At 58.8% G+C, this 22575-nt stretch carries 23 protein-coding genes and 1 tRNA gene; 8 read left to right on the forward strand and 16 right to left on the reverse strand.

What is annotated here, in order from left to right; translation table 11 throughout:
• Positions 1 to 77 precede the first annotated feature (77 nt).
• Both alaS and VOY09_RS07050 read left to right on the forward strand, forming a co-directional pair.
• Complete coding sequence (gene alaS, locus VOY09_RS07045) at positions 78 to 2732, forward strand: alanine--tRNA ligase (protein WP_322893692.1); 2655 nt, start codon at positions 78 to 80, stop codon at positions 2730 to 2732.
• On the forward strand, positions 2729 to 3016 hold the full coding sequence (locus VOY09_RS07050) for a DUF1330 domain-containing protein (protein WP_322893693.1): 288 nt from the start codon (positions 2729 to 2731) through the stop codon (positions 3014 to 3016). The genes alaS and VOY09_RS07050 overlap by 4 nt, the downstream gene beginning before the upstream one ends.
• A 108-nt stretch (positions 3017 to 3124) precedes the next feature.
• On the opposite strand, the gene typA is transcribed toward VOY09_RS07050, so the two are convergent.
• The 6 genes from typA to VOY09_RS07080 all read right to left on the reverse strand — a co-directional run bounded on the left by typA (position 3125) and on the right by VOY09_RS07080 (position 8879).
• Positions 3125 to 4942, reverse strand: coding sequence for a translational GTPase TypA (gene typA, locus VOY09_RS07055; RefSeq protein WP_322893694.1), 1818 nt, complete (start codon positions 4940 to 4942; stop codon positions 3125 to 3127).
• Positions 4943 to 5021: 79 nt separating this feature from the next.
• Positions 5022 to 5357 (reverse strand): SMR family transporter, encoded by a 336-nt coding sequence (locus tag VOY09_RS07060; RefSeq protein ID WP_322893695.1) that lies wholly within the window; start codon positions 5355 to 5357, stop codon positions 5022 to 5024.
• Position 5358: 1 nt separating this feature from the next.
• Positions 5359 to 5970, reverse strand: coding sequence for a YitT family protein (locus tag VOY09_RS07065; protein WP_322893696.1), 612 nt, complete (start codon positions 5968 to 5970; stop codon positions 5359 to 5361).
• Positions 5971 to 6038: 68 nt separating this feature from the next.
• On the reverse strand, positions 6039 to 7247 hold the full coding sequence (locus VOY09_RS07070; RefSeq protein WP_322893697.1) for an NADP-dependent isocitrate dehydrogenase: 1209 nt from the start codon (positions 7245 to 7247) through the stop codon (positions 6039 to 6041).
• Between the two features lie 108 nt (positions 7248 to 7355).
• Positions 7356 to 7928: a poly-gamma-glutamate hydrolase family protein gene (locus VOY09_RS07075; RefSeq protein ID WP_322893698.1), complete on the reverse strand. Its 573-nt coding sequence runs from the start codon at positions 7926 to 7928 to the stop codon at positions 7356 to 7358.
• Positions 7929 to 8879, reverse strand: a complete 951-nt coding sequence (locus tag VOY09_RS07080) for a class II glutamine amidotransferase (protein ID WP_322893699.1) — start codon at positions 8877 to 8879, stop codon at positions 7929 to 7931.
• A 225-nt stretch (positions 8880 to 9104) separates the two neighbouring features.
• On the opposite strand from VOY09_RS07080, the gene VOY09_RS07085 reads away from it, so the two are divergent.
• Positions 9105 to 9881: a response regulator transcription factor gene (locus tag VOY09_RS07085; protein ID WP_322893700.1), complete on the forward strand. Its 777-nt coding sequence runs from the start codon at positions 9105 to 9107 to the stop codon at positions 9879 to 9881.
• Here VOY09_RS07085 and VOY09_RS07090 read toward each other — a convergent pair.
• From VOY09_RS07090 to VOY09_RS07110, 5 genes are all read right to left on the reverse strand, one after another.
• Positions 9837 to 10844 (reverse strand): sensor histidine kinase, encoded by a 1008-nt coding sequence (locus VOY09_RS07090; RefSeq protein WP_322893701.1) that lies wholly within the window; start codon positions 10842 to 10844, stop codon positions 9837 to 9839. The two genes, VOY09_RS07085 and VOY09_RS07090, sit on opposite strands and share 45 nt — an antisense overlap.
• Positions 10845 to 10990: 146 nt before the next feature.
• Positions 10991 to 12016, reverse strand: a complete 1026-nt coding sequence (locus tag VOY09_RS07095; RefSeq protein ID WP_322893702.1) for a DUF21 domain-containing protein — start codon at positions 12014 to 12016, stop codon at positions 10991 to 10993.
• Between the two features lie 37 nt (positions 12017 to 12053).
• Positions 12054 to 13055, reverse strand: coding sequence for an AI-2E family transporter (locus tag VOY09_RS07100; RefSeq protein WP_322893703.1), 1002 nt, complete (start codon positions 13053 to 13055; stop codon positions 12054 to 12056).
• A 401-nt stretch (positions 13056 to 13456) separates the two neighbouring features.
• Positions 13457 to 13533, reverse strand: a tRNA-Ile gene (locus VOY09_RS07105).
• 239 nt (positions 13534 to 13772) lie between these two features.
• The gene (locus tag VOY09_RS07110) at positions 13773 to 14417 is read right to left on the reverse strand and encodes a PRC-barrel domain-containing protein (protein ID WP_322893704.1); all 645 of its coding nucleotides are present in this window, start codon (positions 14415 to 14417) and stop codon (positions 13773 to 13775) included.
• A 482-nt stretch (positions 14418 to 14899) separates the two neighbouring features.
• On the opposite strand from VOY09_RS07110, the gene purM reads away from it, so the two are divergent.
• From purM to VOY09_RS07130, 4 genes are read left to right on the forward strand one after another with little or no spacing between them, the layout of a single operon-like run.
• Positions 14900 to 15940: a phosphoribosylformylglycinamidine cyclo-ligase gene (purM, locus tag VOY09_RS07115; RefSeq protein ID WP_322893705.1), complete on the forward strand. Its 1041-nt coding sequence runs from the start codon at positions 14900 to 14902 to the stop codon at positions 15938 to 15940.
• On the forward strand, positions 15937 to 16533 hold the full coding sequence (gene purN, locus VOY09_RS07120) for a phosphoribosylglycinamide formyltransferase (protein WP_322893706.1): 597 nt from the start codon (positions 15937 to 15939) through the stop codon (positions 16531 to 16533). The genes purM and purN overlap by 4 nt, the downstream gene beginning before the upstream one ends.
• A 57-nt stretch (positions 16534 to 16590) precedes the next feature.
• Positions 16591 to 17748, forward strand: coding sequence for a ribonuclease D (rnd, locus tag VOY09_RS07125; RefSeq protein ID WP_322893707.1), 1158 nt, complete (start codon positions 16591 to 16593; stop codon positions 17746 to 17748).
• 33 nt (positions 17749 to 17781) lie between these two features.
• Positions 17782 to 18192 (forward strand): SufE family protein, encoded by a 411-nt coding sequence (locus VOY09_RS07130; RefSeq protein WP_322893708.1) that lies wholly within the window; start codon positions 17782 to 17784, stop codon positions 18190 to 18192.
• On the opposite strand, the gene VOY09_RS07135 is transcribed toward VOY09_RS07130, so the two are convergent.
• The 3 genes from VOY09_RS07135 to VOY09_RS07145 are packed head-to-tail and all read right to left on the reverse strand — an operon-like array spanning position 18164 to position 19738.
• Positions 18164 to 18811 (reverse strand): DUF1638 domain-containing protein, encoded by a 648-nt coding sequence (locus VOY09_RS07135; protein WP_322893710.1) that lies wholly within the window; start codon positions 18809 to 18811, stop codon positions 18164 to 18166. The genes VOY09_RS07130 and VOY09_RS07135 overlap by 29 nt on opposite strands.
• On the reverse strand, positions 18808 to 18981 hold the full coding sequence (locus tag VOY09_RS07140) for a hypothetical protein (protein WP_322893712.1): 174 nt from the start codon (positions 18979 to 18981) through the stop codon (positions 18808 to 18810). The genes VOY09_RS07135 and VOY09_RS07140 overlap by 4 nt, the downstream gene beginning before the upstream one ends.
• 52 nt (positions 18982 to 19033) lie before the next feature.
• On the reverse strand, positions 19034 to 19738 hold the full coding sequence (locus tag VOY09_RS07145) for a B12-binding domain-containing protein (RefSeq protein ID WP_322893713.1): 705 nt from the start codon (positions 19736 to 19738) through the stop codon (positions 19034 to 19036).
• 131 nt (positions 19739 to 19869) lie between these two features.
• Between VOY09_RS07145 and VOY09_RS07150 the strand changes: the two genes are divergently transcribed.
• Positions 19870 to 20952 (forward strand): PA0069 family radical SAM protein, encoded by a 1083-nt coding sequence (locus VOY09_RS07150; protein WP_322893714.1) that lies wholly within the window; start codon positions 19870 to 19872, stop codon positions 20950 to 20952.
• 162 nt (positions 20953 to 21114) lie between these two features.
• On the opposite strand, the gene bmt is transcribed toward VOY09_RS07150, so the two are convergent.
• Both bmt and VOY09_RS07160 read right to left on the reverse strand, forming a co-directional pair.
• Positions 21115 to 22137, reverse strand: a complete 1023-nt coding sequence (gene bmt / locus VOY09_RS07155; RefSeq protein ID WP_322893715.1) for a betaine--homocysteine S-methyltransferase — start codon at positions 22135 to 22137, stop codon at positions 21115 to 21117.
• Between the two features lie 10 nt (positions 22138 to 22147).
• Positions 22148 to 22462, reverse strand: coding sequence for a DUF1476 domain-containing protein (locus VOY09_RS07160; protein WP_322893716.1), 315 nt, complete (start codon positions 22460 to 22462; stop codon positions 22148 to 22150).
• Positions 22463 to 22575: the final 113 nt, after the last annotated feature.

The following is a 22575-nucleotide window of genomic DNA, read 5'->3' on the forward strand; positions in this document are numbered from 1 at the left end:
TTGGTCTATTGGTGGACAGTGCCCGACTGCGCGGCTATCTCTGCTGCTGATCAAAGATTTTGCTGTGAAAGTGCGCCATGACCAGCCTTGCTGATATCCGTTCTACCTTTCTGAATTATTTTGAAAAACAGGATCACCGGATCGTCCAGTCGAGCCCTCTGGTGCCGCGCAACGACCCGACCCTGATGTTCACCAATTCAGGCATGGTGCAGTTCAAGAACCTGTTCACCGGGGTCGAGACGCGCGATTATTCCCGCGCCACCACCAGCCAGAAATGCGTGCGCGCCGGGGGCAAGCATAATGATCTGGATAATGTCGGCTATACCGCGCGCCACCATACGTTTTTCGAGATGCTGGGCAATTTCAGCTTTGGTGATTATTTCAAATCCGACGCGATCCCCTTTGCCTGGGAATTGCTGACCAAGGATTTCGGCATCGACAAAAACCGGCTGCTGACCACGGTTTACCATACTGATGACGAGGCATACGATCTGTGGCGCAAGATCGGCGTGCCGGAAGACCGGATTATCCGCATCCCCACCGATGATAATTTCTGGCGCATGGGCCCGACCGGCCCCTGCGGCCCCTGCACAGAGATTTTCTATGATCATGGCGACCATATCTGGGGCGGCCCTCCCGGTTCTGCCGAGGAAGACGGTGACCGGTTCATCGAGATATGGAATGTCGTTTTCATGCAGAACGAGCAATTCGAGGATGGGACGATGCGACCGCTCGACATGCAATCGATTGACACCGGCATGGGGCTGGAACGGATCGGTGCCTTGCTGCAAGGCAAGCATGACAATTACGATACCGATGTGATGCGCGCCTTGATCGAGGCCTCGGCCCATGCGACCTCCTCTGACCCTGACGGGCCGGGCAATACCCATCACCGGGTGATCGCGGACCATCTGCGCTCCACCTCCTTCTTGATCGCCGAAGGTGTGCTGCCCTCGAACGAAGGCCGCGGATACGTTTTGCGGCGGATCATGCGCCGCGCAATGCGCCACGCGCATTTGCTGGGCGCGAAAGACCCGGTCATGCACCGGCTGGTGCCTGCGCTGGTGCGGCAGATGGGCGAGGCCTATCCCGAACTCGGCCAAGGCCAGCGGTTGATCGAAGAAACGCTGATGAATGAAGAAATCCGCTTCAAACAGACGCTGGATCGCGGGCTGAAACTGCTCGATGATGAACTCTCAGGCCTGCCCGATGACGCGGCACTGCCCGGGGCGGCGGCGTTCAAACTCTATGACACCTACGGTTTCCCGCTCGATCTGACGCAGGACGCGCTGCGTGAAAAAGGCCGCGCGGTTGATACCGACGGTTTCGATGCGGCCATGGCTGAACAAAAGGCCAAGGCGCGTGCGGCATGGTCCGGCACCGGCGAGGCTGCGGATTCTGCGATCTGGTTCGATGTCGCCGATCAGGCCGGGGTCACTGATTTTCTGGGCTATGATTCACTCGACGTCGAAGGCCAGATCAAGGCGCTGGTCGCCGATGGTGCCATGGTGCAAGAGGCTGGTGGCGAGGTGCAGATCGTGCTGAACCAGACGTCCTTCTACGCCGAATCCGGCGGGCAGGTCGGCGATGCCGGGATTTTGCAGACTGACACTGGCACGGCGGCAATCACCGATACCAAAAAGGTCGCGGGCGTTTTCATCCATTTCGGCAAAGTTACCGAAGGCAGCATCTCTGTGGGGCAGGGTGCGGCCTTGCGCGTCGATCCTGCGCGCCGCGCGGCCATTCAGGCCAACCATTCCGCCACCCATCTGCTGAACGAGGCCTTGCGCGACGTGCTCGGCGATCATATCGCGCAGCGTGGGTCGCTGAATGCGCCTGATCGGCTGCGGTTCGATTTCAGCCATACCAAGGCGCTGAATGCCGCAGAATTGGCGCAGGTTGAACGCGATGTGAATGCGCTGATCCGCCAGAACAGCAAGGTCAGCACCCGGATCATGACCCCCGATGATGCCCGCGCCATGGGCGCACAAGCCTTGTTCGGCGAAAAATACGGCGACGAAGTCCGTGTCGTCTCGATGGGCCAGAAACCCGGCTCGGGCAAGGGGGCCGCTGGCGACACCTATTCGCTGGAACTCTGCGGCGGCACCCATGTGCGGCAATTGGGCGAAATCGGCGTCTTTGTGGCGCTTGGCGACACAGCCTCCAGCGCCGGTGTCCGCCGGATCGAGGCGTTGACCGGGCAGGCGGCGCTGGATTACCTGCGCGCGCAGGACCAGCGGCTGGCCGATGTGGCCTCGGCGCTGAAAACCCCTGCCAGCGACGTGGCCGGCAGGGTCAAGGCGCTGATGGACGAACGCCGCGCCCTGACGAATGAAATTGCACAATTGCGCCGCGATCTGGCGATGGGGGGCGGGGCCAAAGGCGCGGCAGCCACCGAAACCATCAATGGCATTGCGCTTCAGGCGCAGGTGCTGTCCGGCGTGACGGGCAAGGATCTGCCATCCCTGATCGACGCGATCAAATCCGACATTGGCAGCGGCATTGTCCTGCTGATCGCCGATACCGGCGACAAAGCGGCGGTCGCTGTCGGCGTCACCGCTGACCTGACCACCCGCATCTCTGCCGTGGATATCCTGCGCGCCGTGACCCCCGAACTCGGCGGCAAAGGTGGCGGTGGCCGTTCCGATATGGCGCAGGGCGGCGGGGCATCAGCCGCCAACGCCGATGCCGCCATCAAAGCCGCAAGAACACTTTTGGAGAATCTGTCATGACCGCCCTCTGGATCGCCCATGTCACTGTCACGGATGAAACAGCCTATGGCGAATATGCCAAACGCGCCACCGGGGCCATCGCCGATCACGGCGGTGTCTTCCTCGCCCGCGGTGGCAAATACGAACAATTGGAAGGGCCGGACCGGCCCCGCAACGTCGTGGTCCGCTTTCCCAGCCTGCAAGCCGCACATGATTGCTATCATTCCGCCGCCTATCAAGAGGCGCTGAGCTTTGCCAAAGGTGCCAGCCAACGAGAACTCTGCATCGTCGAAGAAATCGCATAACAAAGAAGGCGCGGAACCTCACAGTCCCGCGCCTTTTTTGATCATCTTCCGAGTAAAAGTATCCCCGCGCGGCGCGCATCCCGCTGATGAAATCAGCGGGACACAATATCAGGCGCTGCGGGAATTCCGCTTGCGTTCGTTCGGGTCCAGGAACCGCTTGCGCAGCCGGATCGCGTTCGGCGTGACTTCCACCAGCTCATCATCGTCGATATAGGCAATCGCCTGTTCCAGCGACATCGTCACCGGCGTGGTCAGGCGCACCGCCTCATCCGTGCCGGATGCGCGGACGTTGGTCAGTTGCTTGCCCTTCAGCGGGTTCACTTCCAGATCATTGTCGCGGCTATGTTCGCCGATGATCATACCGGTATAGACAGCTTCCTGCGCGCCGATAAAGAACTTGCCGCGATCTTCCAGTTTCCACAAAGCATAGGCCACCGAAGTGCCGTTCTCCATCGAGATCAGAACACCCTGACGGCGGCCTTCGATCTTGCCTTTGTAAGGCGCCCAGCCGTGGAACAAACGGTTCAGAATGCCCGAACCGCGCGTGTCGGTCAGGAATTCACCGTGATAGCCGATCAAGCCGCGCGATGGCACATGCGCGATAATCCGGGTTTTGCCGGCACCGGCAGGTTTCATCTCGACCAATTCGCCTTTGCGCGGGCCGGTCAGTTTTTCGACCACAGCGCCGGTATATTCGTCATCGACGTCAATCGTGGCTTCTTCGATGGGTTCGTGGCGGACACCGTCGATATCTTTGTAAATCACCTGCGGGCGGGAAATCGAAAGCTCGAACCCTTCACGGCGCATGTTTTCGATCAACACACCCATCTGCAATTCGCCACGGCCCGAGACCTCGAACGCATCGCCCATCGCGGTATCGGCGATCTTGATCGCAACATTGACTTCGGCTTCGCGCATCAGGCGTTCGCGGATCACGCGGCTTTGCACCTTTTTGCCATCGCGGCCCGCCAGCGGGCTATCGTTGATGCCAAAGGTCACGGTGATGGTCGGCGGGTCAATCGGCTGCGCCGGGATCGGCACGTCGATGGACATGTCGCAGATCGTATCGGCCACGGTCGCCTTGGTCATGCCCGCCAGTGTCACGATATCGCCTGCCTCTGCCACATCAATCGGCTGTTGGCCCAAGCCCCGGAAGGCGAGGATTTTTGACACCCGGAATTGCTCCAGCTTGTCACCATTGCGCGACAGGGCTTTCACAGTTTCGCCTGCGCGCAAAGTGCCTGCCTCAACCCGACCGGTCAGAATACGGCCGATGAACGGGTCAGCGGACAGGGTGGTTGCCAGCATCTGGAACGGCTCATCCCGGCGGCTGATCTGCGCTGGCATCGGCACATGTTCCAGCACTTTGTCGAACAGCGCGGACAGATCCTTGCGCGGACCATCCAATTGCTCATCACACCAGCCCGACCGGCCCGATGCATACATCACAGGGAAATCCAGCTGTTCATCGGTCGCTTCGAGTGCGGCAAAGAGGTCAAACACGTCATCGACGGCCTGATCAGGTTCACCGTCGGCCTTGTCGACTTTGTTCACCACAACGATGGGGCGCAGGCCCAGAGCCAGCGCCTTGGAGGTCACGAATTTCGTCTGTGGCATCGGGCCTTCGGCAGCATCGACCAGCAGGACGACACCATCGACCATCGACAGGATGCGTTCCACCTCACCACCGAAATCGGCGTGGCCGGGGGTGTCGACGATATTGATCCGCGTACCTTTCCATTCGACAGAGGTACATTTGGCAAGGATCGTGATCCCGCGTTCGCGTTCGATGTCATTGCTGTCCATCGCGCGTTCGGTCGTCGCTTCGTTGTCGCGGTATACGCCGGATTGTTTCAAAAGTTCGTCGACAAGCGTTGTCTTGCCGTGGTCAACGTGCGCGATGATCGCGATATTGCGGATATCCATGGGTCTGCCTTATGGGAAATTTAACCGCGCGATACCGTGCAATCGCAGCAAATGCTACCCCCTAATCGTAAACATCCCGCTAGTGTGGCGAAGTCCGCGAGAAAAGATGGATCACAAGGATGCCGCCCAGGATCATGGAAATCCCGATCACGGCAGGCAGATCAAGCCTTTGACCAAAGACCAGATAGCCGATGGCAGCGATCAGCACGATGCCCAACCCCGACCACATCGCATAGACGATCCCCACCGGCATCACCCGCAGGGTCTGCGCCAGCAGATAAAAGGAAATGCCATAGGCAATCACCACCAGCACAGAGGGCCAGAATTTGGTGAATTGCTGGCTGGCTTGCAGTGCTGTGGTGCCGATGGTTTCGGCGGCGATGGCAAGGATCAGAAAGATATAGTGAATGGGCATGTCAGCGTCCGGTATAGCGGTCAGGGCGGTGGTTGGTGGCGATGATCAGGTTTGCCACGACTGCCCCGGCCAGTGAATAGAGCACCAGATCGGGGGCGATGATCATGAAGGCCACTGCGAACAGGCACAGATCAAAGATCAATTGGGTGTAACCGGCGCGAAACCCGGTCCGGTCCTGAATGAACAGCGCCAGCACACCGATGCCGCCAAGGCTCGCCCCATGCCGGAACAGCACGATCAGGCCAAGGCCGGTGACAGCACCGACCAATACGGCGCCCAATAGCGGCTCCAATGTTTCGAACACGATCATCTGCGGAAAGGTTTCCGCCATCAGCGACAGCAACCCGACGCAAAGAAAACTCTTCAGCGTAAACCTTGGCCCCATCCGCATCCAGGCCAGCCAGTAAAACGGGATGTTCACACAGAAAAACACCACGCCAAAGGACAGCCCCGTCGCATAGGACACCAGCACCGCCAGCCCAGCCGTCTGCCCGGTGATCAGCCCCAGATGCGTCAGCATCGTCACCCCCAGCGCGCAAAGGGCAGTGCCAAGCGCGAAGGCTTGCGCATCTTCGATCGGGGTATGGGCGGTGGGTAGGCCGGTTTGTGTCATGGAATTGCGCTACTAAAACCGCCGCAATCTGGCAAGCAAAAGGGGGGCCAGATGGCCCCCCTTTCATATTACATCGCCGCGTTCAGGTTCTGATCGACTTTTTCGAGGAACCCTTCCGTCGTCAGCCAGCTTTGATCGGGGCCGACCAGCAGGGCCAGATCCTTGGTCATGAAACCGCTTTCGACCGTATTCACCACAACCTTTTCCAGCGTACCTGCAAAAGTCATCAGCTGCGCATTGTCGTCCAGCTTTGCGCGGTGCTTCAATCCGCCGGTCCAGGCAAAGATCGAGGCGATGGAATTGGTCGACGTCGCCTTGCCTTCCTGATGCTGGCGATAATGGCGGGTCACGGTGCCGTGGGCGGCTTCCGCCTCGACGATCTTGCCATCGGGCGTCATCAACTGGCTGGTCATCAGGCCGAGCGAGCCAAAGCCCTGCGCAACCGTGTCCGACTGGACGTCGCCATCGTAGTTCTTACAGGCCCAGACGAATTTGCCCGACCATTTCATCGCGGATGCGACCATATCGTCGATCAGGCGGTGTTCGTAGGTGATGCCTGCCGCTTCGAACTGATCTGCGAATTCTTCTTCATAGACCTTCTGGAACAGTTCCTTGAAACGCCCGTCATAGGCTTTCAGAATCGTGTTCTTGGTCGACAGATAGACCGGCCAGCCCAGGTTCAGACCATAGTTGAGCGACGCACGGGCGAAATCAATGATGCTTTCGTCAAGGTTATACATCCCCATCGCAACACCAGCACCGGGGCTGTCATAGACGACCTTTTCGATCACAGTGCCATCGTCGCCGACGAATTTCATCGTCAACTGGCCTTTGCCGGGCATCAGGAAATCGGTGGCTTTATATTGGTCACCAAAGGCATGGCGACCGATGACAATCGGGTCGGTCCAGCCGGGCACCAGACGGGGCACGTTTTTGCAGATGATCGGGGCGCGGAACACCACACCGCCCAGAATGTTGCGGATGGTCCCGTTCGGGCTGCGCCACATCTGTTTCAGGCCGAATTCCTCGACCCGCTGTTCATCGGGCGTGATCGTTGCGCATTTGACGCCGACGCCGTATTTCTTGATCGCTTCAGCCGCGTCAACGGTGATCTGGTCGTTGGTTTCGTCCCGGACTTCCATGCCCAGATCGTAATATTTCAGATCAAGGTCCAGATAGGGCAGGATCAGTTTCTTCTTGATGAAATCCCAGATGATCCGGGTCATTTCATCGCCGTCAAGTTCGACGACAGGGTTTTCCACCTTGATCTTGGTCATGGGTATACTCCGTTTGTGCTTGGATTCTGGCGGTGTCATAGCGCAAAACAACCCTTGCGAGAAGGGCTGTATGCCTTTGTATACCGAATTTCAGAGGTGATTGCGCCTTCAATCGCGCAGGCCGGACCGGATCGCCATGCAGAACGTCTCAAGATCATCATTCTGTGTCGTCAACCGGCGCCGCAGCGACCGTGGCAATTCCAGCTGCACACCCGCGCCTGACCTTGTCCGGTTGCAGATATTGGTTTCGTGTTTGCCCGGCAGGGTCGTGTTGACCTCGGCGTCAAACCCGGCAGCACGCAGGGCGGCACCAATCACATCGCGCAGGTGCGTTGCGCGACCGCCCAGCCAGACCGCCTCGGTCCCGTCATCCTTGCGGCCATGGATGGCGACAGCTTTCAGTGACCTGCCCACAAGTGCCAGCGCGCGGGGTTCATCAAAGCGGTGAGAGGTGATGTGGAAATCGCCATGCGCGCCAGTCTGCAAAGCCTCAAAGGCATAGAAAGACAGATCGCTGCCCGCAATGGCCGCAGCAATTTCTGATGTGCCGGGTTCAATCGTGCCGCCATGCGGCGCGATGATCACGACAGAACTGCCACGATCATCGCAGCGGATGCGAAACGGGATGTCCGGCTGGGTATCGGCAACCAGTTCCGCAAAATTTTGGTAACGATCCGCCATTCACAGGTTCAGTTTGCGCAACGTCTTGGTGATGTTCCCGTCCTTGCGCGCAAGCGAGACGATTTCGCCAAAGTTTATGTTCAGCCATGCGTCATGGTCATCCGTCAGCGGTTCAGAGGCGAAGATCGCGGATGTTGCTTCCTCCACCGGGCAGGAATCGACTTCATAGGATTTCGCATGGTCCTGAAAATTCCTCCCGATCAGCAGATACATCGGCTCCAACAGCATGGACAGATCGTAATCCTCGGTTTCGGGGCCTGCCTTGCGCAGCTCTTTCCAGTCACCCTTTGGGGCGGTCTCGCCTTCGTGCCCGACACCGTAATTGACCCCGATGATCCGGTTGGGCGCGACAAGGGCGATTTTCAGCTTGGTCAGCGCGATCAGATCCAGCTTTTTCATCGCCTCAAGAATGAGGTTTAACAGTTTCTCAAACCCTGTCTGCACATCCGCGTCACTGTCGCCGTCAAGCAGTGACAACAGCAGAACATACAGAAACTCTGTGTCAGCAGTGCCGCGCATCTGTTTCAGATATCTATCATCGCAATGTTGCAGCAATTCGCGCTGCAACAGCCGCCAATGGGGCAAGGACCCGTTATGTGCGATGATCCACGGGGTTTCATCAAAGGAAAACGGATGGCAGTTTTCATCCGCCAGCACGGTCAGTGCATTGTAATCCGCAGCCCTGACATGGGCGAGCATGGTGCTGCCCTGAAGGCTGGGAATGATCCCGACGGCATTATCGTCATAAAAGGCAGGCATCGGCCGGTGGTACAAAAACGGCTCTTCCGGTTTCAAAAGGTGGTCGCTCCACAATCCAAAACCCCAACCAGCCAGTTGCATCTGCGGATGCAATTTGGGATCAAGGCTTTGATTGATCAGGCTGTTTTCGGGTTCCAGCAGAAGGCTTTCCATCGGTATTTCAGGCCCGATATAGGCAAGGACGCGGCACATAATTTTCCTAACTCTGGATGTCGTTACAGATGAAGACCGTCGATATGATAACGGTGTGCACCCGTAACGCTTAATGGACGTCAACGCCCGTCCGGCAAACGGGTTCCATCGGTTGCATGCTGGTCAGAGCACAAGGCAAAATCATGCGCAGCCGCGGCGCGACACGGAACCAATGCCGCCATTGCAGGTTAGTTCGCCAGAGATATCGAATTGACAGATACGATCATGGCACAGAACCACCCCATCGTTAAACCGGCAGAGCGTGAAGACGTCTCTGACCACGCAGATGCCGCTATTCCGGTCATTCATCTGATTGAAGACGACCCGGCCATACGCGAAGACGAACGGCTTCTGTTTGAAAACGCCGGCTGGATTGTCTGCGAACATTATTCGGCAGAGGCGTTTCTGGAATCCCCACGCCCCGCAGGCCCGGCCTGCCTCGTGGTTGACATCATGTTGCCGGGGATCACCGGTCTTGCCATGGTTGAACATCTTGCGCGCGAAAACTCACCAATCCCTGTGGTCATGCTGACCGGCCAGGACGATTCCGCCACTGCGGTCATGGCGATGAAAGCAGGGGCGATCGACTATATCGAAAAGCCGCCGGAGCGGTCAAAACTATTGGCAGCTGTCGAAAACGCGCTGCAACGGCACAGTGAAACACGCGCACAGCAGCAAAGCTTGAACGCAGCTAAAGCCGTGCTGGGAACTCTGACGCCGCGAGAGCATGAGGTGATGATGCTGATCATCGAAGGCTTGCCGAACAAGCAGATCGCCTATGAACTCGCGATTAATCAGCGCACAGTCGAATATCACCGCGCCAGCGTAATGCGCAAAACAGGGTCATCATCTTTGCCCGCATTGGTAAAATTGTTCCTTGATGCCAGCCAAAAAACAGATGTTCGCCCGAACACCGCCGCAGACCTGATGCTTATTCCGCATCTTGCGGAAAGCCGTTCAAACGCTCAGAAGTGCCTTATCCATGCGCAGCGTGACGATTAACCCGTCTTCGGTCCAATCGCGGCTGATCGACCCATTTACCTGTCTGATCACACGGTCCATCATTTCGCTGCCAAACCCTTGCTGTTTTGTAACATCGGCAGGCGGCGGGGCGCCGGTTTCATGCCACTCAACCTGAACCTCATCCGCCTCGTCGCGGCTGGTCAGGGTGAGCTGTCCGCTATTCTGTGACAACGCGCCGTATTTAACCGAATTTGTGGCCAATTCGTGAATCAGCATCGCAATCGATTTGATCGAGCTTTCACCCACGGTCACATCGTCGCCCGTGATATGGACAGTCTGGCCGTCGGCTGTGTCGAGCATATAGGCCTTCAACAGCGTGGTCAGAAGATCCCGGATCGTCACCGAATGTTTCTTGTCGTTGAAGGTCGGCAGGATAAGTTCATGCGCAGCGGCAAGGCCACGCAGGCGTAGGGTCAGGTCCTGCAGCATTGATTCTTTTGAATCAGAGCTTCTAGCGGCAATCGAGGCCAGCGACGATGACACGCTGAACAGGTTCTTGATGCGATGATTCATCTCTTTTGTAATCAACTCACGCTCTTCTTCAGCCAGCTTGCGATAAGTCACATCCAGAAATACGCCATGCATGATCCGCTGCCTGATGCCTTCATCATCGCCACGGCCCCGGGCCGATACCCATCGCACGTCTTCCCCATGCAGAATACGGAAATCAATTTCATAGGGACCGGTGACTTCGCGTGTCGCGTTGAATGAATCACGCACTTTATCCACATCAGCGGGGAAAACGCGGGTTGATAATTCTTCGAATGTAATCGTGCTTTTGGGTGGAATACCCCAGATTTCAAAGGCCCGCGCATCCATCCGCAATTCGTCTGTGTCGACATGCCAGGACCATAGCGCTACGCCAGCCGCCTCTGACGCGATGCGCAAGCGTTGTTCGTCCCAAATATCGTCGCTGGCTGCGGCATTAGATTTACTTGGCACGGCTAAATCTCCATTCATTTCTCAATGATCATACTCAAAAACGGCGTTACTCAAATACACGTCGGGGTGGAGCATAGTATGGCGGTTCCTCGCCATCAAGTATCTGGCATCGGATCACGCCCGGGCGGGTGTGACGCCTTGCGCCGCTACGCGCCACTGGCTTTGGCAGGGTGGTCCATTCCGCGCAGCAAACAACGCAAAACATCGGACCCGGTGATCACGCGTTTCTCTTCCGCGGTCCAGACCAGCAGAACGGTTTCATCATGCGCGGGGTCGTCTTTGCGCTGTTTGGCCAGCAATTGCAGCGCGAAATCAAGCGTGGCACCGGTGTCGGTCAGCACGACAGGGGCATGGCAGAAATCCACGGCTGCGACCGCAGTTTCAGATCCCGCGCGCGCCCGCAGAAGGTTGAGCGTATTCAGCAGCAGCCGTGGCTGATCATGCAGATCAGTCAGCACGATCCATTTTTGGCCCGAGGCCAGCAATCTGTCGCAAAACGCATCGGGCATCGATCCATCCTGTGCCGGAAAAACCGGCTGATCTGCATCAAACTCGATCTTGATGATACTGGCGGGGTCGATCCGGCTGCCTTGATCACTGACCACAAGATCATCCAGCGCGAGAAAGTTGATCGCCCCGATAGCCTCAATCGGCCCAACTTCGCTCGCGTCGTTTTCAGCATGAAAACGCAAGATACTGCGCAATTCACGCTCGCGAAACCACGGGATCGTCTCGGCCCCGACCCAAAGATCCAGCAAATGCGCCGTCGGCTTGGCGATCGGCCAGAACAGGATGCGATAGAATTTCAGCACAGGCGCAAAGATCGACACCGCCTGCAAGGCATTGCGCGAGAAATAGGCCTGCGGGACAATTTCACCGATGGCGGTGATCACCACCGTCGAGAAAAGAAAGGCAAAGACGCCCACCATCACGGAATCCGCCAGCATCGTCAGCAGGACATTGATGGCCACATTTCCCATCAGAATGGTGACAAGCGTGAAATTCGCATCACGCCGCAATTCCAGCGCGCTGGCAGCACTTTTGTCACCCGCCGCTGCAGCAGCTTCCAACCGCAGGCGGCTCAGGCTGAAAACCGCGATATTCGACCCCGAAAAAAGCGCGGATTGCGAGATACAAAAGATGATCCCGACCCAGATCAATGTGTCATTCATAATGGGGCCTGCCTGTTCAAGTTCAAATTCTGGCGCATTATGGCGCGCCCTGCGCAGCCTGACCTTCGCGGTCAAGATAGCGGCGCAGATAAGTCTCCTTCACCAGCGTCAGACCGACAGCGGCCAGGGGCGTGGCAAGGGCAAGCCCCAATATGCCGAACAACGTGCCCATCAACAGCTGTGCCGCGATGATCAGCGCCGGCGGCAGCGAGACCTGATCCTGCTGGATGAGCGGGGTGATGATATAGCTTTCCAGCGCCTGCACCGCGACATAGACGCCGATGACCAACAGGGCGGTGGTCTGTCCTTCGGAAAACCCCAGCAGAACGGCTGGCACAGCAGCAATGATCGGGCCGATATTGGGAATGAAGGCCAGAAGTGCTGCGATCAACCCCAGAACCGGCGCCAGCGGCACGCCGATCATCCACAGACCCAGCCATGTCAGAACACCAACAATCGACATGGCGAAAAGCTGTGCCACCAGCCAGCGTTTCAAGGTGTTGACGGATTTGGTCAGCACCTCTTTGCCATCGGACCGCAGCGACGGGGCAAGCATGTAGATCAGCCCCTCGCGATAGGTCGCGGGGGCCAGGGCGACATAAAGCCCGATGAAAAGCATGATGACGAAATTGCCCAAAGCCCCGAAGGTTGACGTCACCGCACCTGCGGCAGAGGCACCGCCACCTTCTGACATGAAGGCACTGGGTGTTGCGCGCTGCAACAATTGCTCACCCCAGGAATATTGCGAGACGCGTTCGTGCAGATCGTCAATCGCTTCGGGAACGCGCTCGGATAATTGTTCAAACTGATCAATCGCGACGGGTGCAAAAGCGATCCCGAAGATCGCAAGGGCCAAAATGATCCCGACAATGATGACCACAATCCCCCATATCCTGTGGAACCCCAGATGCCGTGCCAACCAATCGCCGCCGCCGCCAAAGAACACGCCGAAAAGCAGCCCGGTGAAGACCACGAGCAAGACATCGGGCACGAGGATCAGGATCAGGATCAAAAGCCCCGCCAGAACCAAAAGTGACACAGGCCGGGGCCGCAAATGCAGTGATCTGCTTTCTTGGCGATTGGGAACGACGGTCAAAGTGACACCTCATCTGATATGATTGTGGCATAGCCACGATTTTGCGGCGCGCACCCGGCGCGTGGTGGCCGGGACGCGAAACATTCTGCGCCGGTCTGAAAGATTGCAAACATGATGCATTCCTGTCGGGTTGATCTTGCCCTACGGCACCTCACATGATCATGACACGCGCTAGCGCACTGCGCCTGCATGATGTCGCAGCGCAGCGTCCTTCGCGTAAATGCATCATTGTCCATCTTGGCGATGTCGTTTCACTTGTCCCACGGCGATCAACGCCCATGCTGACAAAACGTTCCCACGTCTTTGCGCTTTGGCGGGGTTTCGCAGGGAAGTGGAGGGGAGGTTGGTAGGCCCGGCAGGACTTGAACCCGCAACCAAAGCGTTATGAGCGCTCTGCTCTGACCAATTGAGCTACAGGCCCCCCTGCGGAATTGCGTAATTGGCGCGGTGGGAATGGTCAAGGGTCTGCCATGGCGGCAGGTTACAAAACAGCGTTTCCGTCTCTGGACGATATTAGCAACCTCAAAAAGCGCGCGGTTGGCGCTGTTTTGCGGATCACTGGATCGTCAGGAACGATACAGTGACGGTTTAGTCCTGCGACAAGAAGAGGAGGCCACCTTTCGGTAGCCCCCAATTTCGAACAGATCGATACGAAGACGCTCAGTTATTGGTTGGTGCGTCGCCAGTATCATCCGGTGCCGGTTCCATCGGATCCATTGCAGGATCATCTGTTGCCGGTGCGTCCATCGCAGGATCGTCAATTCCGGGCGCGTCCGTCGCTGCCGGAGCATCTGTCGCGGCTGGCATATCTGTGCCCGCAGGCTCCATCACCATCGTCGACAATGGCGTCTCTGATGGCAGCGTTTCGACCTCTGCATCAACAAATTCCGGCAGTGCTTCCAGTTCTTCGCGTGTCAGCGTGACCGAAATGCTGCGGTCTTCCGGGTTGTAGTCCAGATCGCTAAGCGGCAGCGTGACGTCATAGCGCCCAATCCCAAGGAAACCACCGATACCGATCACGGCTTCGGCCTCACCGGCACCTTGCACCACGTCGCGGATGCTACCGATGGAATCACCATTGGAGTCTGTGACGTCAGTCCCGGTCAGATCGCCGACGGTCATTTCCTCCAGCGTCTGTGGTTCCATCACCTCGGCGTCGGTCATCCCGTCACCTGTCATGGGGGCTGTGCCGTCCATTGGCGCTGTATCTTCCGCAGGTGGCGGTGGTGCATTGGTCTGCGCGACAGTAGTGGTTGCCAGCAGCAGGCCCAGAGCGGTTGTCGTCAGAAAATTCTTCGTCATCATTTTGATCACCTCTTGTTGTGAGTTGTGGTCTACCAACGGTCCACAACGGGTCAGGTTCCGGTTGCGGTTGTGGGGACAGGGTTGTTCGTCCTTCCGGAAAATGCAGAAGACGGGCGGTATGATCTGCCTATGCAAATTTAGTTAATATATTGATAAATATAGGTAATGTAAATTTCATTGCTGCTGCTCACCCCAAGAATACCGGTTCGCTGTCGCCATCCGGAACCTCAGTAAAAGCTCTGGACCCACGCAAAAGCGGCAGCAAACTGCCGATGGCTTTGCGCTGTTTGGGCTGGTTTGTGCGCATCCCAAGGGAGGGCATCACCCTTCTCGCATGGTCGGCGCGGGTTTGTGGCCCGACAACGGCACTGCCGCGCGGCGGGATATTTAGGCACGCATCGTGCGAAAGACCGCTGTGAACGTTGCGCGGCGCGGGTTCATCGGGTAACGGCAGACGCAACCAGACAAACAAGGTGCCCCAGATGATCAAGAATGGCCTGACTTATGCCGATGCCGGTGTGGATATCGATGCTGGCAATACGCTGGTGGAACGGATCAAGCCTGCGGCCAAACGCACCGCGCGCCCCGGCGTGATGGCGGGGCTGGGTGGCTTTGGCGCTTTGTTCGATATGAAAGCGGCGGGTTATGTCGATCCGATTTTGGTCGCCGCAACGGATGGCGTCGGCACCAAGCTGCGGATCGCGATTGATACCGGCCATGTTGACACGATCGGAATCGATCTGGTCGCAATGTGCGTCAATGATCTGGTCTGTCAGGGCGCGGAGCCTTTGTTCTTTCTGGATTATTTCGCCACCGGCAAGCTGGAACTGGATCAGGCGACACGGATCATCAACGGCATCGCCGCGGGCTGTGAAGCCTCTGGCTGTGCCCTGATCGGCGGCGAGACGGCGGAAATGCCGGGCATGTATCACGACGGCGATTTCGATCTGGCGGGTTTTGCCGTGGGCGCGATGGAACGCGGTGCCGATCTGCCTGCCGGTGTCATGGCGGGCGATGTGCTGCTGGGGCTGGCGTCCGATGGTGTGCATTCCAACGGCTATTCGCTGGTGCGCCGGATTGTGGAACTGTCGGGCTTGGGCTGGGCCGATGCGGCACCTTTTGCGGATGGCACTTTGGGCGAGGCGCTTTTGACGCCAACCCGGCTTTATGTGCAGCCCGCCTTGGCGGCGGTGCGGGCAGGCGGCGTGCATGCTTTGGCGCATATCACCGGCGGCGGGCTGACCGAAAACCTGCCGCGTGTGCTGCCGGATGATCTGGGCGCGGATATTGATCTGGGGTCATGGGTCTTGCCACCGGTCTTTGGCTGGCTGGTGCAGACCGGCGGCATGGCGCAGGCGGAATTGCTGAAAACCTTCAATGCCGGGATCGGGATGGTTCTGGTGGTTGATGCCGGGCAGGCCGAGGCGCTGACAGCGTTGCTGAGCGAGGCGGGCGAAACAATACATCAGATCGGCACGGTCACGGCAGGCGCGGGCATCCGTTACACAGGCACGCTTGTGTGACCAAGCGCGTTGCGATCCTGATTTCTGGGGGCGGGTCCAATATGGTGGCCCTCGCCCAGTCGATGACTGGCGATCATCCTGCGCGCCCGGTGCTGGTTTTGTCCAATGATCCGCAGGCAGGCGGTTTAGCCAAAGCGCGCGACATGGGCATCTCGGTGCAGGCGATTGACCACAAGGCATTCGGCAAGGACCGCGCCGCGTTTGAGGCCGCTTTGCATGACGCGCTGGTCGCCGCCGAACCCGATATCATCTGCCTTGCGGGCTTCATGCGCATTCTGGGCGCGGATTTCATCCGCCCTTGGGAAGGGCGCATTCTGAACATCCACCCGTCGCTTTTGCCTAAATATCGCGGGCTGCACACCCATGCCCGTGCGTTGGAGGCAGGCGACAGCCACCATGGCTGCACCGTGCATCAGGTGACCGCCGCCTTGGACGATGGGCCCGTGCTGGGGCAGGCGCGGATGGCAGTCCTGCCGGGGGATACGCCGGAAAGTCTCGCGCAGCGTCTGTTGCCTTTGGAACATGCGCTTTACCCTGCGGTCTTGCGTCGCTTTGCGGCGGGGGACCTGCGGCCTGTCATGCTGGATAGGTGATCTTTTCATCCTGCGGGCGATGCCCTATCAAGCGGGGATACAAATGTTGGAATTGGCATGAAGATCATCACGACGACAGACGACCTTGCTGCATTTTGCGCACAAGCGGCACAGCGTCCCTATGTGACCGTTGACACTGAATTTCTGCGCGAACGCACCTATTATTCCAAGCTTTGCCTTGTGCAGATGGCCTACCGCGACGGCGCGGGCGAGGATGCCGTGCTGGTCGATCCTTTGGCCGATGGCCTGTCACTCGAACCGATGTATGAATTGTTCCGCGATCCCGGCGTCGTCAAAGTCTTTCATGCCGCGCGGCAAGATCTTGAGATTTTTCAGGTCAATGCCAGCGTGATCCCCGCGCCCTTGTTCGACACGCAGGTCGCCGCGATGGTCTGCGGCTTTGGCGAACAGGCGGGCTATGAAACTTTGGTGCGCAAGATCGCCAAGGCGGAGGTCGATAAATCCTCCCGCTTCACCGATTGGTCGCGCCGCCCCTTGACCGATGCGCAGGCGGAATATGCTTTGGCAGATGTCACCCATCTGCGCGATGTCTATGAATATCTGTCAGACCGGCTGAAGAAATCCGGCCGCGCGAAATGGGTGGATGAGGAAATGGCCGTCCTCAAAGACCCCGCCACCTATCATTCTGACCCTGATGAGGCCTGGATGCGGGTGAAGACACGCACATCATCGGGCCGGTTTCTGGCCATCGTGCGGGAGCTGGCAAAGTTCCGTGAGGCCTACGCGCAAGTGCGCGATATCCCCCGCAGCCGGGTCTACAAAGATGATGCTTTGGTTGAACTTGCCTCTACCAAGCCCTTGAATGAACAGGATTTAGGCCGGTCGCGTCTGTTGCTGCGCGAAGCCCGCAAGGGCGATATCGCCGATGGCATTCTGGCCAGTATTAAGGCCGGTCTGGCCGCCAAACCCGGCGATCTGCCGCAGCCCGACCTCAGCCGCGCGAAACTGCAGGTCAATCCCGCTATCGCCGATATGCTGCGGGTCCTGCTGAAATCGGTCACCGATGATGCCGGTGTCGCGTCGAAACTGATCGCATCATCCGCTGATCTGGATGCTTTGGCCGCCGGTGAACGCGACGTGCCCGCGCTGAAAGGCTGGCGGCGCGAGGTGTTCGGCGATGCGGCCCTGCAATTGTGCGAAGGCAAGGTCGGCCTTGCGGTCAAGGGGCAAAGGGTGGTCACTGTCCCGCTTTAGGCTAGATCACGCAGCACCAATGGAAAGCAGATCATGACCAATCCCGCCTTTGAAGAACTCGTCGAAACCTTTGAATTCCTTGACGATTGGGAAGATCGCTATCGCCATGTCATCGACATGGGCAAGGCGATGGACCCGCTGGAAGAGGAGCTGCGCGTCCCCGCCACCAAGGTCGATGGCTGCGCCAGTCAGGTCTGGCTGGTCCCACAGATCAATGACGGTGTCTTTACCTTTCGCGGCGCAAGCGATGCGATGATCGTACAGGGCCTGATCGCGGTGCTGCGCGCGCTTTATGACGAACAGCCGGTGGATGAGGTCGTCAAGATCGATGCGCCTGCCGCTTTGGGCCGTTTGGGGCTGAATGACCATCTGTCGGCCCAACGCTCCAACGGGTTGCGCGCCATGGTGGAACGGATCAGATCGACGGCTGCGGCGGCGGTTTGACCGCAGCCAGACTTGCCACCAGATCGCCATAGCCGGTGAAACGACGCTCAAACGCCAGACCCAGACGCGTGGCGCAATCCTGCGCCTTGGCGGTCAGGGCAGGGTCATCGGTCTGCGCCTGATAGACCAGTTTGGTGTAATTCCCGAAATACATATCCCGCAGGGCAGGATGTTTGTGCAGGCCAAGCGGTTCCCAGACAAAGGCATCAAACTGCCGGACCAGAAAATCGGTCAGGTAGAAGGCGCTGATTTCCCCATGCGCGGCAAAGGCATCCACCCCTTCAAAAAACGCATAGCAATGCGGGCCGGGGACCATGCGCAGGCCCATCTCATCGCAGGCCGCATGCAACAGACCGCCTGTGCCACAATCGGCATAGACGACGAAGATATCATGATAATCCGCGCGATGTTGCGCAACAGCCGCGCGCAGGGCGGGAATGATCCGGTCGGGGTGGTTATGCAGGATCGCGGGCAGACAATGCAGGTCCAGGTGGTGCCAGCCATTCGCGGCCTTCAGCACAAGGATTTCCCGCGCCAGCGCACCGCAGGCGATCAGCAGGATCTGGCCCTGACCGCTGGGCGGGACGCCGTTCTGCGTCAGCGCAGTATCCGCAATCACGACAGGCGGCGCACCAGCACTGCGGCAAGCAGGGCCGCGATGCTCAGTAGCGACAGGCCGACAAAGGGCGACAAGGATGTGCCGCTGACCAGCGACAGCGCAATCCACACAGTCACTCCGGCTGCAGCGATCACAACCAACAGGATCACGGTAAGTTTTTCAAATGGCATAAGGGCCTCCTCTGTATCAAAGATAGGCCTGCTGCCCGCCTGAAAAAAGGGGTCAGGCGAGGGTCTGCCCCTGATTATGCTTGCGCGCGATCAATGTCTTGGCAGTTTCCACCGCGACAGCGGCATCGCGGCAATAGGCATCGGCCCCGATGGCGCGGCTGAATTCCTCGTTCAACGGCGCGCCGCCGACCAGCACGATGTAATCGTCGCGCATGCCTTTTTCGACCAAAGTATCAATCACCACCTTCATATAAGGCATCGTCGTGGTCAGTAGGGCCGACATGCCGAGGATATCGGGCTTTTCCGATTCCAGCGCCGCCAGATAGCCCTCGACCGCGTTGTTGATGCCCAGATCGACCACCTCGAAACCCGCACCTTCCATCATCATGCCGACAAGGTTCTTGCCGATGTCGTGGATGTCACCTTTGACGGTGCCGATCACCATCTTGCCGACACGCGGCGCGCCGGTGGCGATCAGCAGCGGCTTCAGGATCGTCATCCCGCCTTTCATCGCATTGGCAGCCAGCAGCACCTCTGGCACAAACAAAATGCCATCGCGGAAATCATGGCCGACGATGGTCATGCCGCCGACCAAAGCCTCGGTCAGCACGCGGTAGGGGGTCCAGCCGCGGGCGATCAGGATGTTCACACCTTCCTCGATCTCTTCCTTCATGCCGTCGTAAAGGTCATCATACATCTGCGCGACAAGGTCTTCGTCGCTGAGTTCGGAAAGGATGATCTCGTCGTCGTCGGACATGGGATGCCTCATCGGATGCGGTTGGTTCTGTGTGCGCCTATTTCCGCGCGCCCATTGGCAGAATTGCGACATTCATCGCGGTAGGACCGACGCGGGCTTGCGTGTGTTCTGCATTTGTTCCAGTGTGAGCCATGGATCACGATCTGACTCGCACCTACCACCGCACACCGGGCCGCGCTGCAGCGGGCAATCCGGCAGTGCGGTTTGATAGGCTGGCGTCCGAGGCGGTGGATGATGGCTGGTATCACGATGATGATCTGCCGGTCTTGCGCACGCAGGTCAGCGACGAACAGATCGGCAAGGTGATCAGCCGCAACACATCGCCCGATCTGTCGTTCGACCGGTCGATCAACCCCTATCGCGGTTGCGAACATGGCTGCATCTATTGCTATGCGCGGCCCAGCCATGCGTTTCTGGGCCTGTCACCGGGGCTGGATTTTGAAACCCAGCTGATCGCCCGGCCCAATGCGGCGGAACAATTGCGCAAGGAATTGTCCAACCCGCGCTACAAACCCGCGACGATTGCCATTGGCACCAATACAGATGCCTATCAGCCGATTGAAAAAGATCGCAGGATCATGCGCGCGGTGTTGGAGGTGTTGCGCGATTTCAACCATCCTGTCGCCATCGTGACCAAAGGCACGCTGATCACCCGCGACGTGGATATCTTGGGCGAGATGGCGGCCAAGGGGTTGGTCCGCGTGGGCATTTCGATCACGACGCTCGACCCAAAGACGTCGCGCGCAATGGAACCCCGGGTGCCTTTGCCTGCGGCGCGGTTGCGGGTGATCAGGGCGTTGAGCGATGCCGGCGTGCCGGTCCGGGTGATGGTATCGCCCGTGGTGCCCGCGCTGACCGATCATGAGCTTGAGGCGATACTGGAAGCCGCCCATGCCGCAGGTGCAGTCGCCGCATCCTGCATCATGCTGCGCCTGCCGCTGGAGGTGGCGGGACTGTTCAAGGACTGGCTGGAGGCGCAATATCCTGACCGCGCGGCAAGGATCATGGGGCGGGTGCGGGCGCTGCATGGCGGGCGCGATTACGATCCTGAATTCGGCAAACGGATGCAGGGGCAGGGTGTCTGGGCCAAGATCACGCAGCAAAGGTTCAAACTGGCGGCCACGCGGTTGGGGCTGGATCGGTCGTTGGCGCCGTTGCGGACGGATCTGTTCGCCAGACCGCCGCAGAAAGGTGATCAGCTGTCGCTGTTCTGAGGGCGGGATTTCACTTTTATGCGCTCCGCGCGGGAGTACTTGGAACAAAGCGAGGGAATCTTCCCCGCGGGGAAGGTTTTGCGACCCGGCTGACCGCCTCGGATGGGGTCGGCTGATATCTTCCCCGCGGGGAAGGTTTTGGTGATTGCCTGCCGCAAAAACCTATGGCGCGGGCCTTGCGCGGCGGCCACGGCGGGGTGATGCCTCTGGCCCGGCACCATCTGTGCCGTCGGAGGCAGAGGAGAAGCCGCCCATCGCGGCGGTGATCGCATCCAGCGTCGGGGCGGGGCCTTTCGGCCTTGTTTCCAGCGCGTGCCGCATCGCGCGCAGATGGTCGGGCGTGGTGCCGCAGCAGCCGCCGATGATCGTGGCACCGGCATCGCGGGCCAGCACGGCGTAATCGGCCATCAATTCGGGCGTGCCATCGTAATGGATATGGCCGTCGTGATATTTCGGGATACCGGCATTGCCTTTGGCGATCACCGGCAGGGTCGGGCCTGCGGCGGCGAAGCCCAGCATTGTGCGCAGCAGGTCTGACGCACCAACACCGCAATTGGCCCCGAAAGCCAAAGGTTGATGCGCCAGCTTGCCGACCTTCTTGACCATATCGGCAGAGGTCAGGCCCATCATCGTGCGCCCGGCGGTGTCAAAGCTCATCGTGCCGCACCAGGGCATATCGGCGCGCGCAAAAGCCTCGGCGGCGGCGGCGAATTCTTCGGCGGCAGAGATTGTTTCGACCCAAAGGACATCTGCGCCACCGGCTTTGAGCCCTTCGGCCTGTTCATGAAACATTTCTACGGCAATCTCATGGGTCAGGCTGCCCATAGGCGCCATGATTTCACCCGTGGGTCCCACGGAACCGGCCACGACGATCACGCGGCCGGATGCATCGGCGATTTCGCGGCCCAAAGCAGCGGCGACTTTGTTCAGTTCATGCACCTGACTTTCTGCGCCATGCAGTTTCAGCCGGGACGCATTGCCACCGAAAGAATTGGTCAGGAAGATATCGCTGCCCGCATCGGCAGCGCCTTTGTAAAGGCTGCGGATCTTGTCTGGCTGGTCAAGGTTCCACATTTCGGGAGCGTCGCCCGACATCAGCCCCATGTTGAACAAAGTTGTACCCGTCGCCCCGTCGGCCATCAGCCAGTCGCGGGTTTCCAGCAATTTGGACAGGGCGTTGGTCATATCAGCGCTTTCAGAGTTCGGTCATGACCTGGGCTTTCGCCTCGACCAGAAGAGTGGCCATCTTGCTGCGGATCGTCGCCTCATCCGCGCGACCGGCCAGGTCCTTGGCGAGTTTGCGGAACACGTCTTCGTCGCCGGCTTCTTCGAAATCGGATTTGATGACCTCGGTCACATAGGCGGCGGCTTCGTCGTCAGATTTGCCAAGCAGTCCTGCGGCCCAGAGGCCCAACAGCTTGTTGCGGCGGGCTTCGGCCTTGAACTGCATTTCGGCGTCATGGGCGAATTTGTTTTCAAAAGACTTGGCGCGGTCATCGAAACTGGACATATGTGATCCCCGTTGATTGGTGTCGCACCAGATATGGCCTTGCAGGTGCTTGCCCGCAAGGGGGGCATGCACTAAGACGCGGGGATGACGCTGCCCGCAAGGGCATCACAAAG

Source organism: Yoonia sp. 67-2 (assembly GCF_035117555.1).
Classification (GTDB): domain Bacteria; phylum Pseudomonadota; class Alphaproteobacteria; order Rhodobacterales; family Rhodobacteraceae; genus Yoonia.

Coding starts and splice junctions, on each gene's coding strand:
- VOY09_RS07060 (WP_322893695.1), bottom strand. CDS start 5,357: ATGCCCATTCACTATATCTTTCTGATCCTTGCCATCGCCGCCGAAACC.
- VOY09_RS07145 (WP_322893713.1), bottom strand. CDS start 19,738: ATGTCCGACGACGACGAGATCATCCTTTCCGAACTCAGCGACGAAGAC.
- VOY09_RS07095 (WP_322893702.1), bottom strand. CDS start 12,016: ATGAATGACACATTGATCTGGGTCGGGATCATCTTTTGTATCTCGCAA.
- VOY09_RS07140 (WP_322893712.1), bottom strand. CDS start 18,981: ATGCCATTTGAAAAACTTACCGTGATCCTGTTGGTTGTGATCGCTGCA.
- VOY09_RS07110 (WP_322893704.1), bottom strand. CDS start 14,417: ATGATGACGAAGAATTTTCTGACGACAACCGCTCTGGGCCTGCTGCTG.
- purM (WP_322893705.1), top strand. CDS start 14,900: ATGATCAAGAATGGCCTGACTTATGCCGATGCCGGTGTGGATATCGAT.
- typA (WP_322893694.1), bottom strand. CDS start 4,942: ATGGATATCCGCAATATCGCGATCATCGCGCACGTTGACCACGGCAAG.
- VOY09_RS07130 (WP_322893708.1), top strand. CDS start 17,782: ATGACCAATCCCGCCTTTGAAGAACTCGTCGAAACCTTTGAATTCCTT.
- VOY09_RS07085 (WP_322893700.1), top strand. CDS start 9,105: ATGGCACAGAACCACCCCATCGTTAAACCGGCAGAGCGTGAAGACGTC.
- rnd (WP_322893707.1), top strand. CDS start 16,591: ATGAAGATCATCACGACGACAGACGACCTTGCTGCATTTTGCGCACAA.
- VOY09_RS07050 (WP_322893693.1), top strand. CDS start 2,729: ATGACCGCCCTCTGGATCGCCCATGTCACTGTCACGGATGAAACAGCC.
- VOY09_RS07070 (WP_322893697.1), bottom strand. CDS start 7,247: ATGACCAAGATCAAGGTGGAAAACCCTGTCGTCGAACTTGACGGCGAT.
- VOY09_RS07075 (WP_322893698.1), bottom strand. CDS start 7,928: ATGGCGGATCGTTACCAAAATTTTGCGGAACTGGTTGCCGATACCCAG.
- VOY09_RS07160 (WP_322893716.1), bottom strand. CDS start 22,462: ATGTCCAGTTTCGATGACCGCGCCAAGTCTTTTGAAAACAAATTCGCC.
- alaS (WP_322893692.1), top strand. CDS start 78: ATGACCAGCCTTGCTGATATCCGTTCTACCTTTCTGAATTATTTTGAA.
- VOY09_RS07080 (WP_322893699.1), bottom strand. CDS start 8,879: ATGTGCCGCGTCCTTGCCTATATCGGGCCTGAAATACCGATGGAAAGC.
- VOY09_RS07150 (WP_322893714.1), top strand. CDS start 19,870: ATGGATCACGATCTGACTCGCACCTACCACCGCACACCGGGCCGCGCT.
- VOY09_RS07065 (WP_322893696.1), bottom strand. CDS start 5,970: ATGACACAAACCGGCCTACCCACCGCCCATACCCCGATCGAAGATGCG.
- bmt (WP_322893715.1), bottom strand. CDS start 22,137: ATGACCAACGCCCTGTCCAAATTGCTGGAAACCCGCGACTGGCTGATG.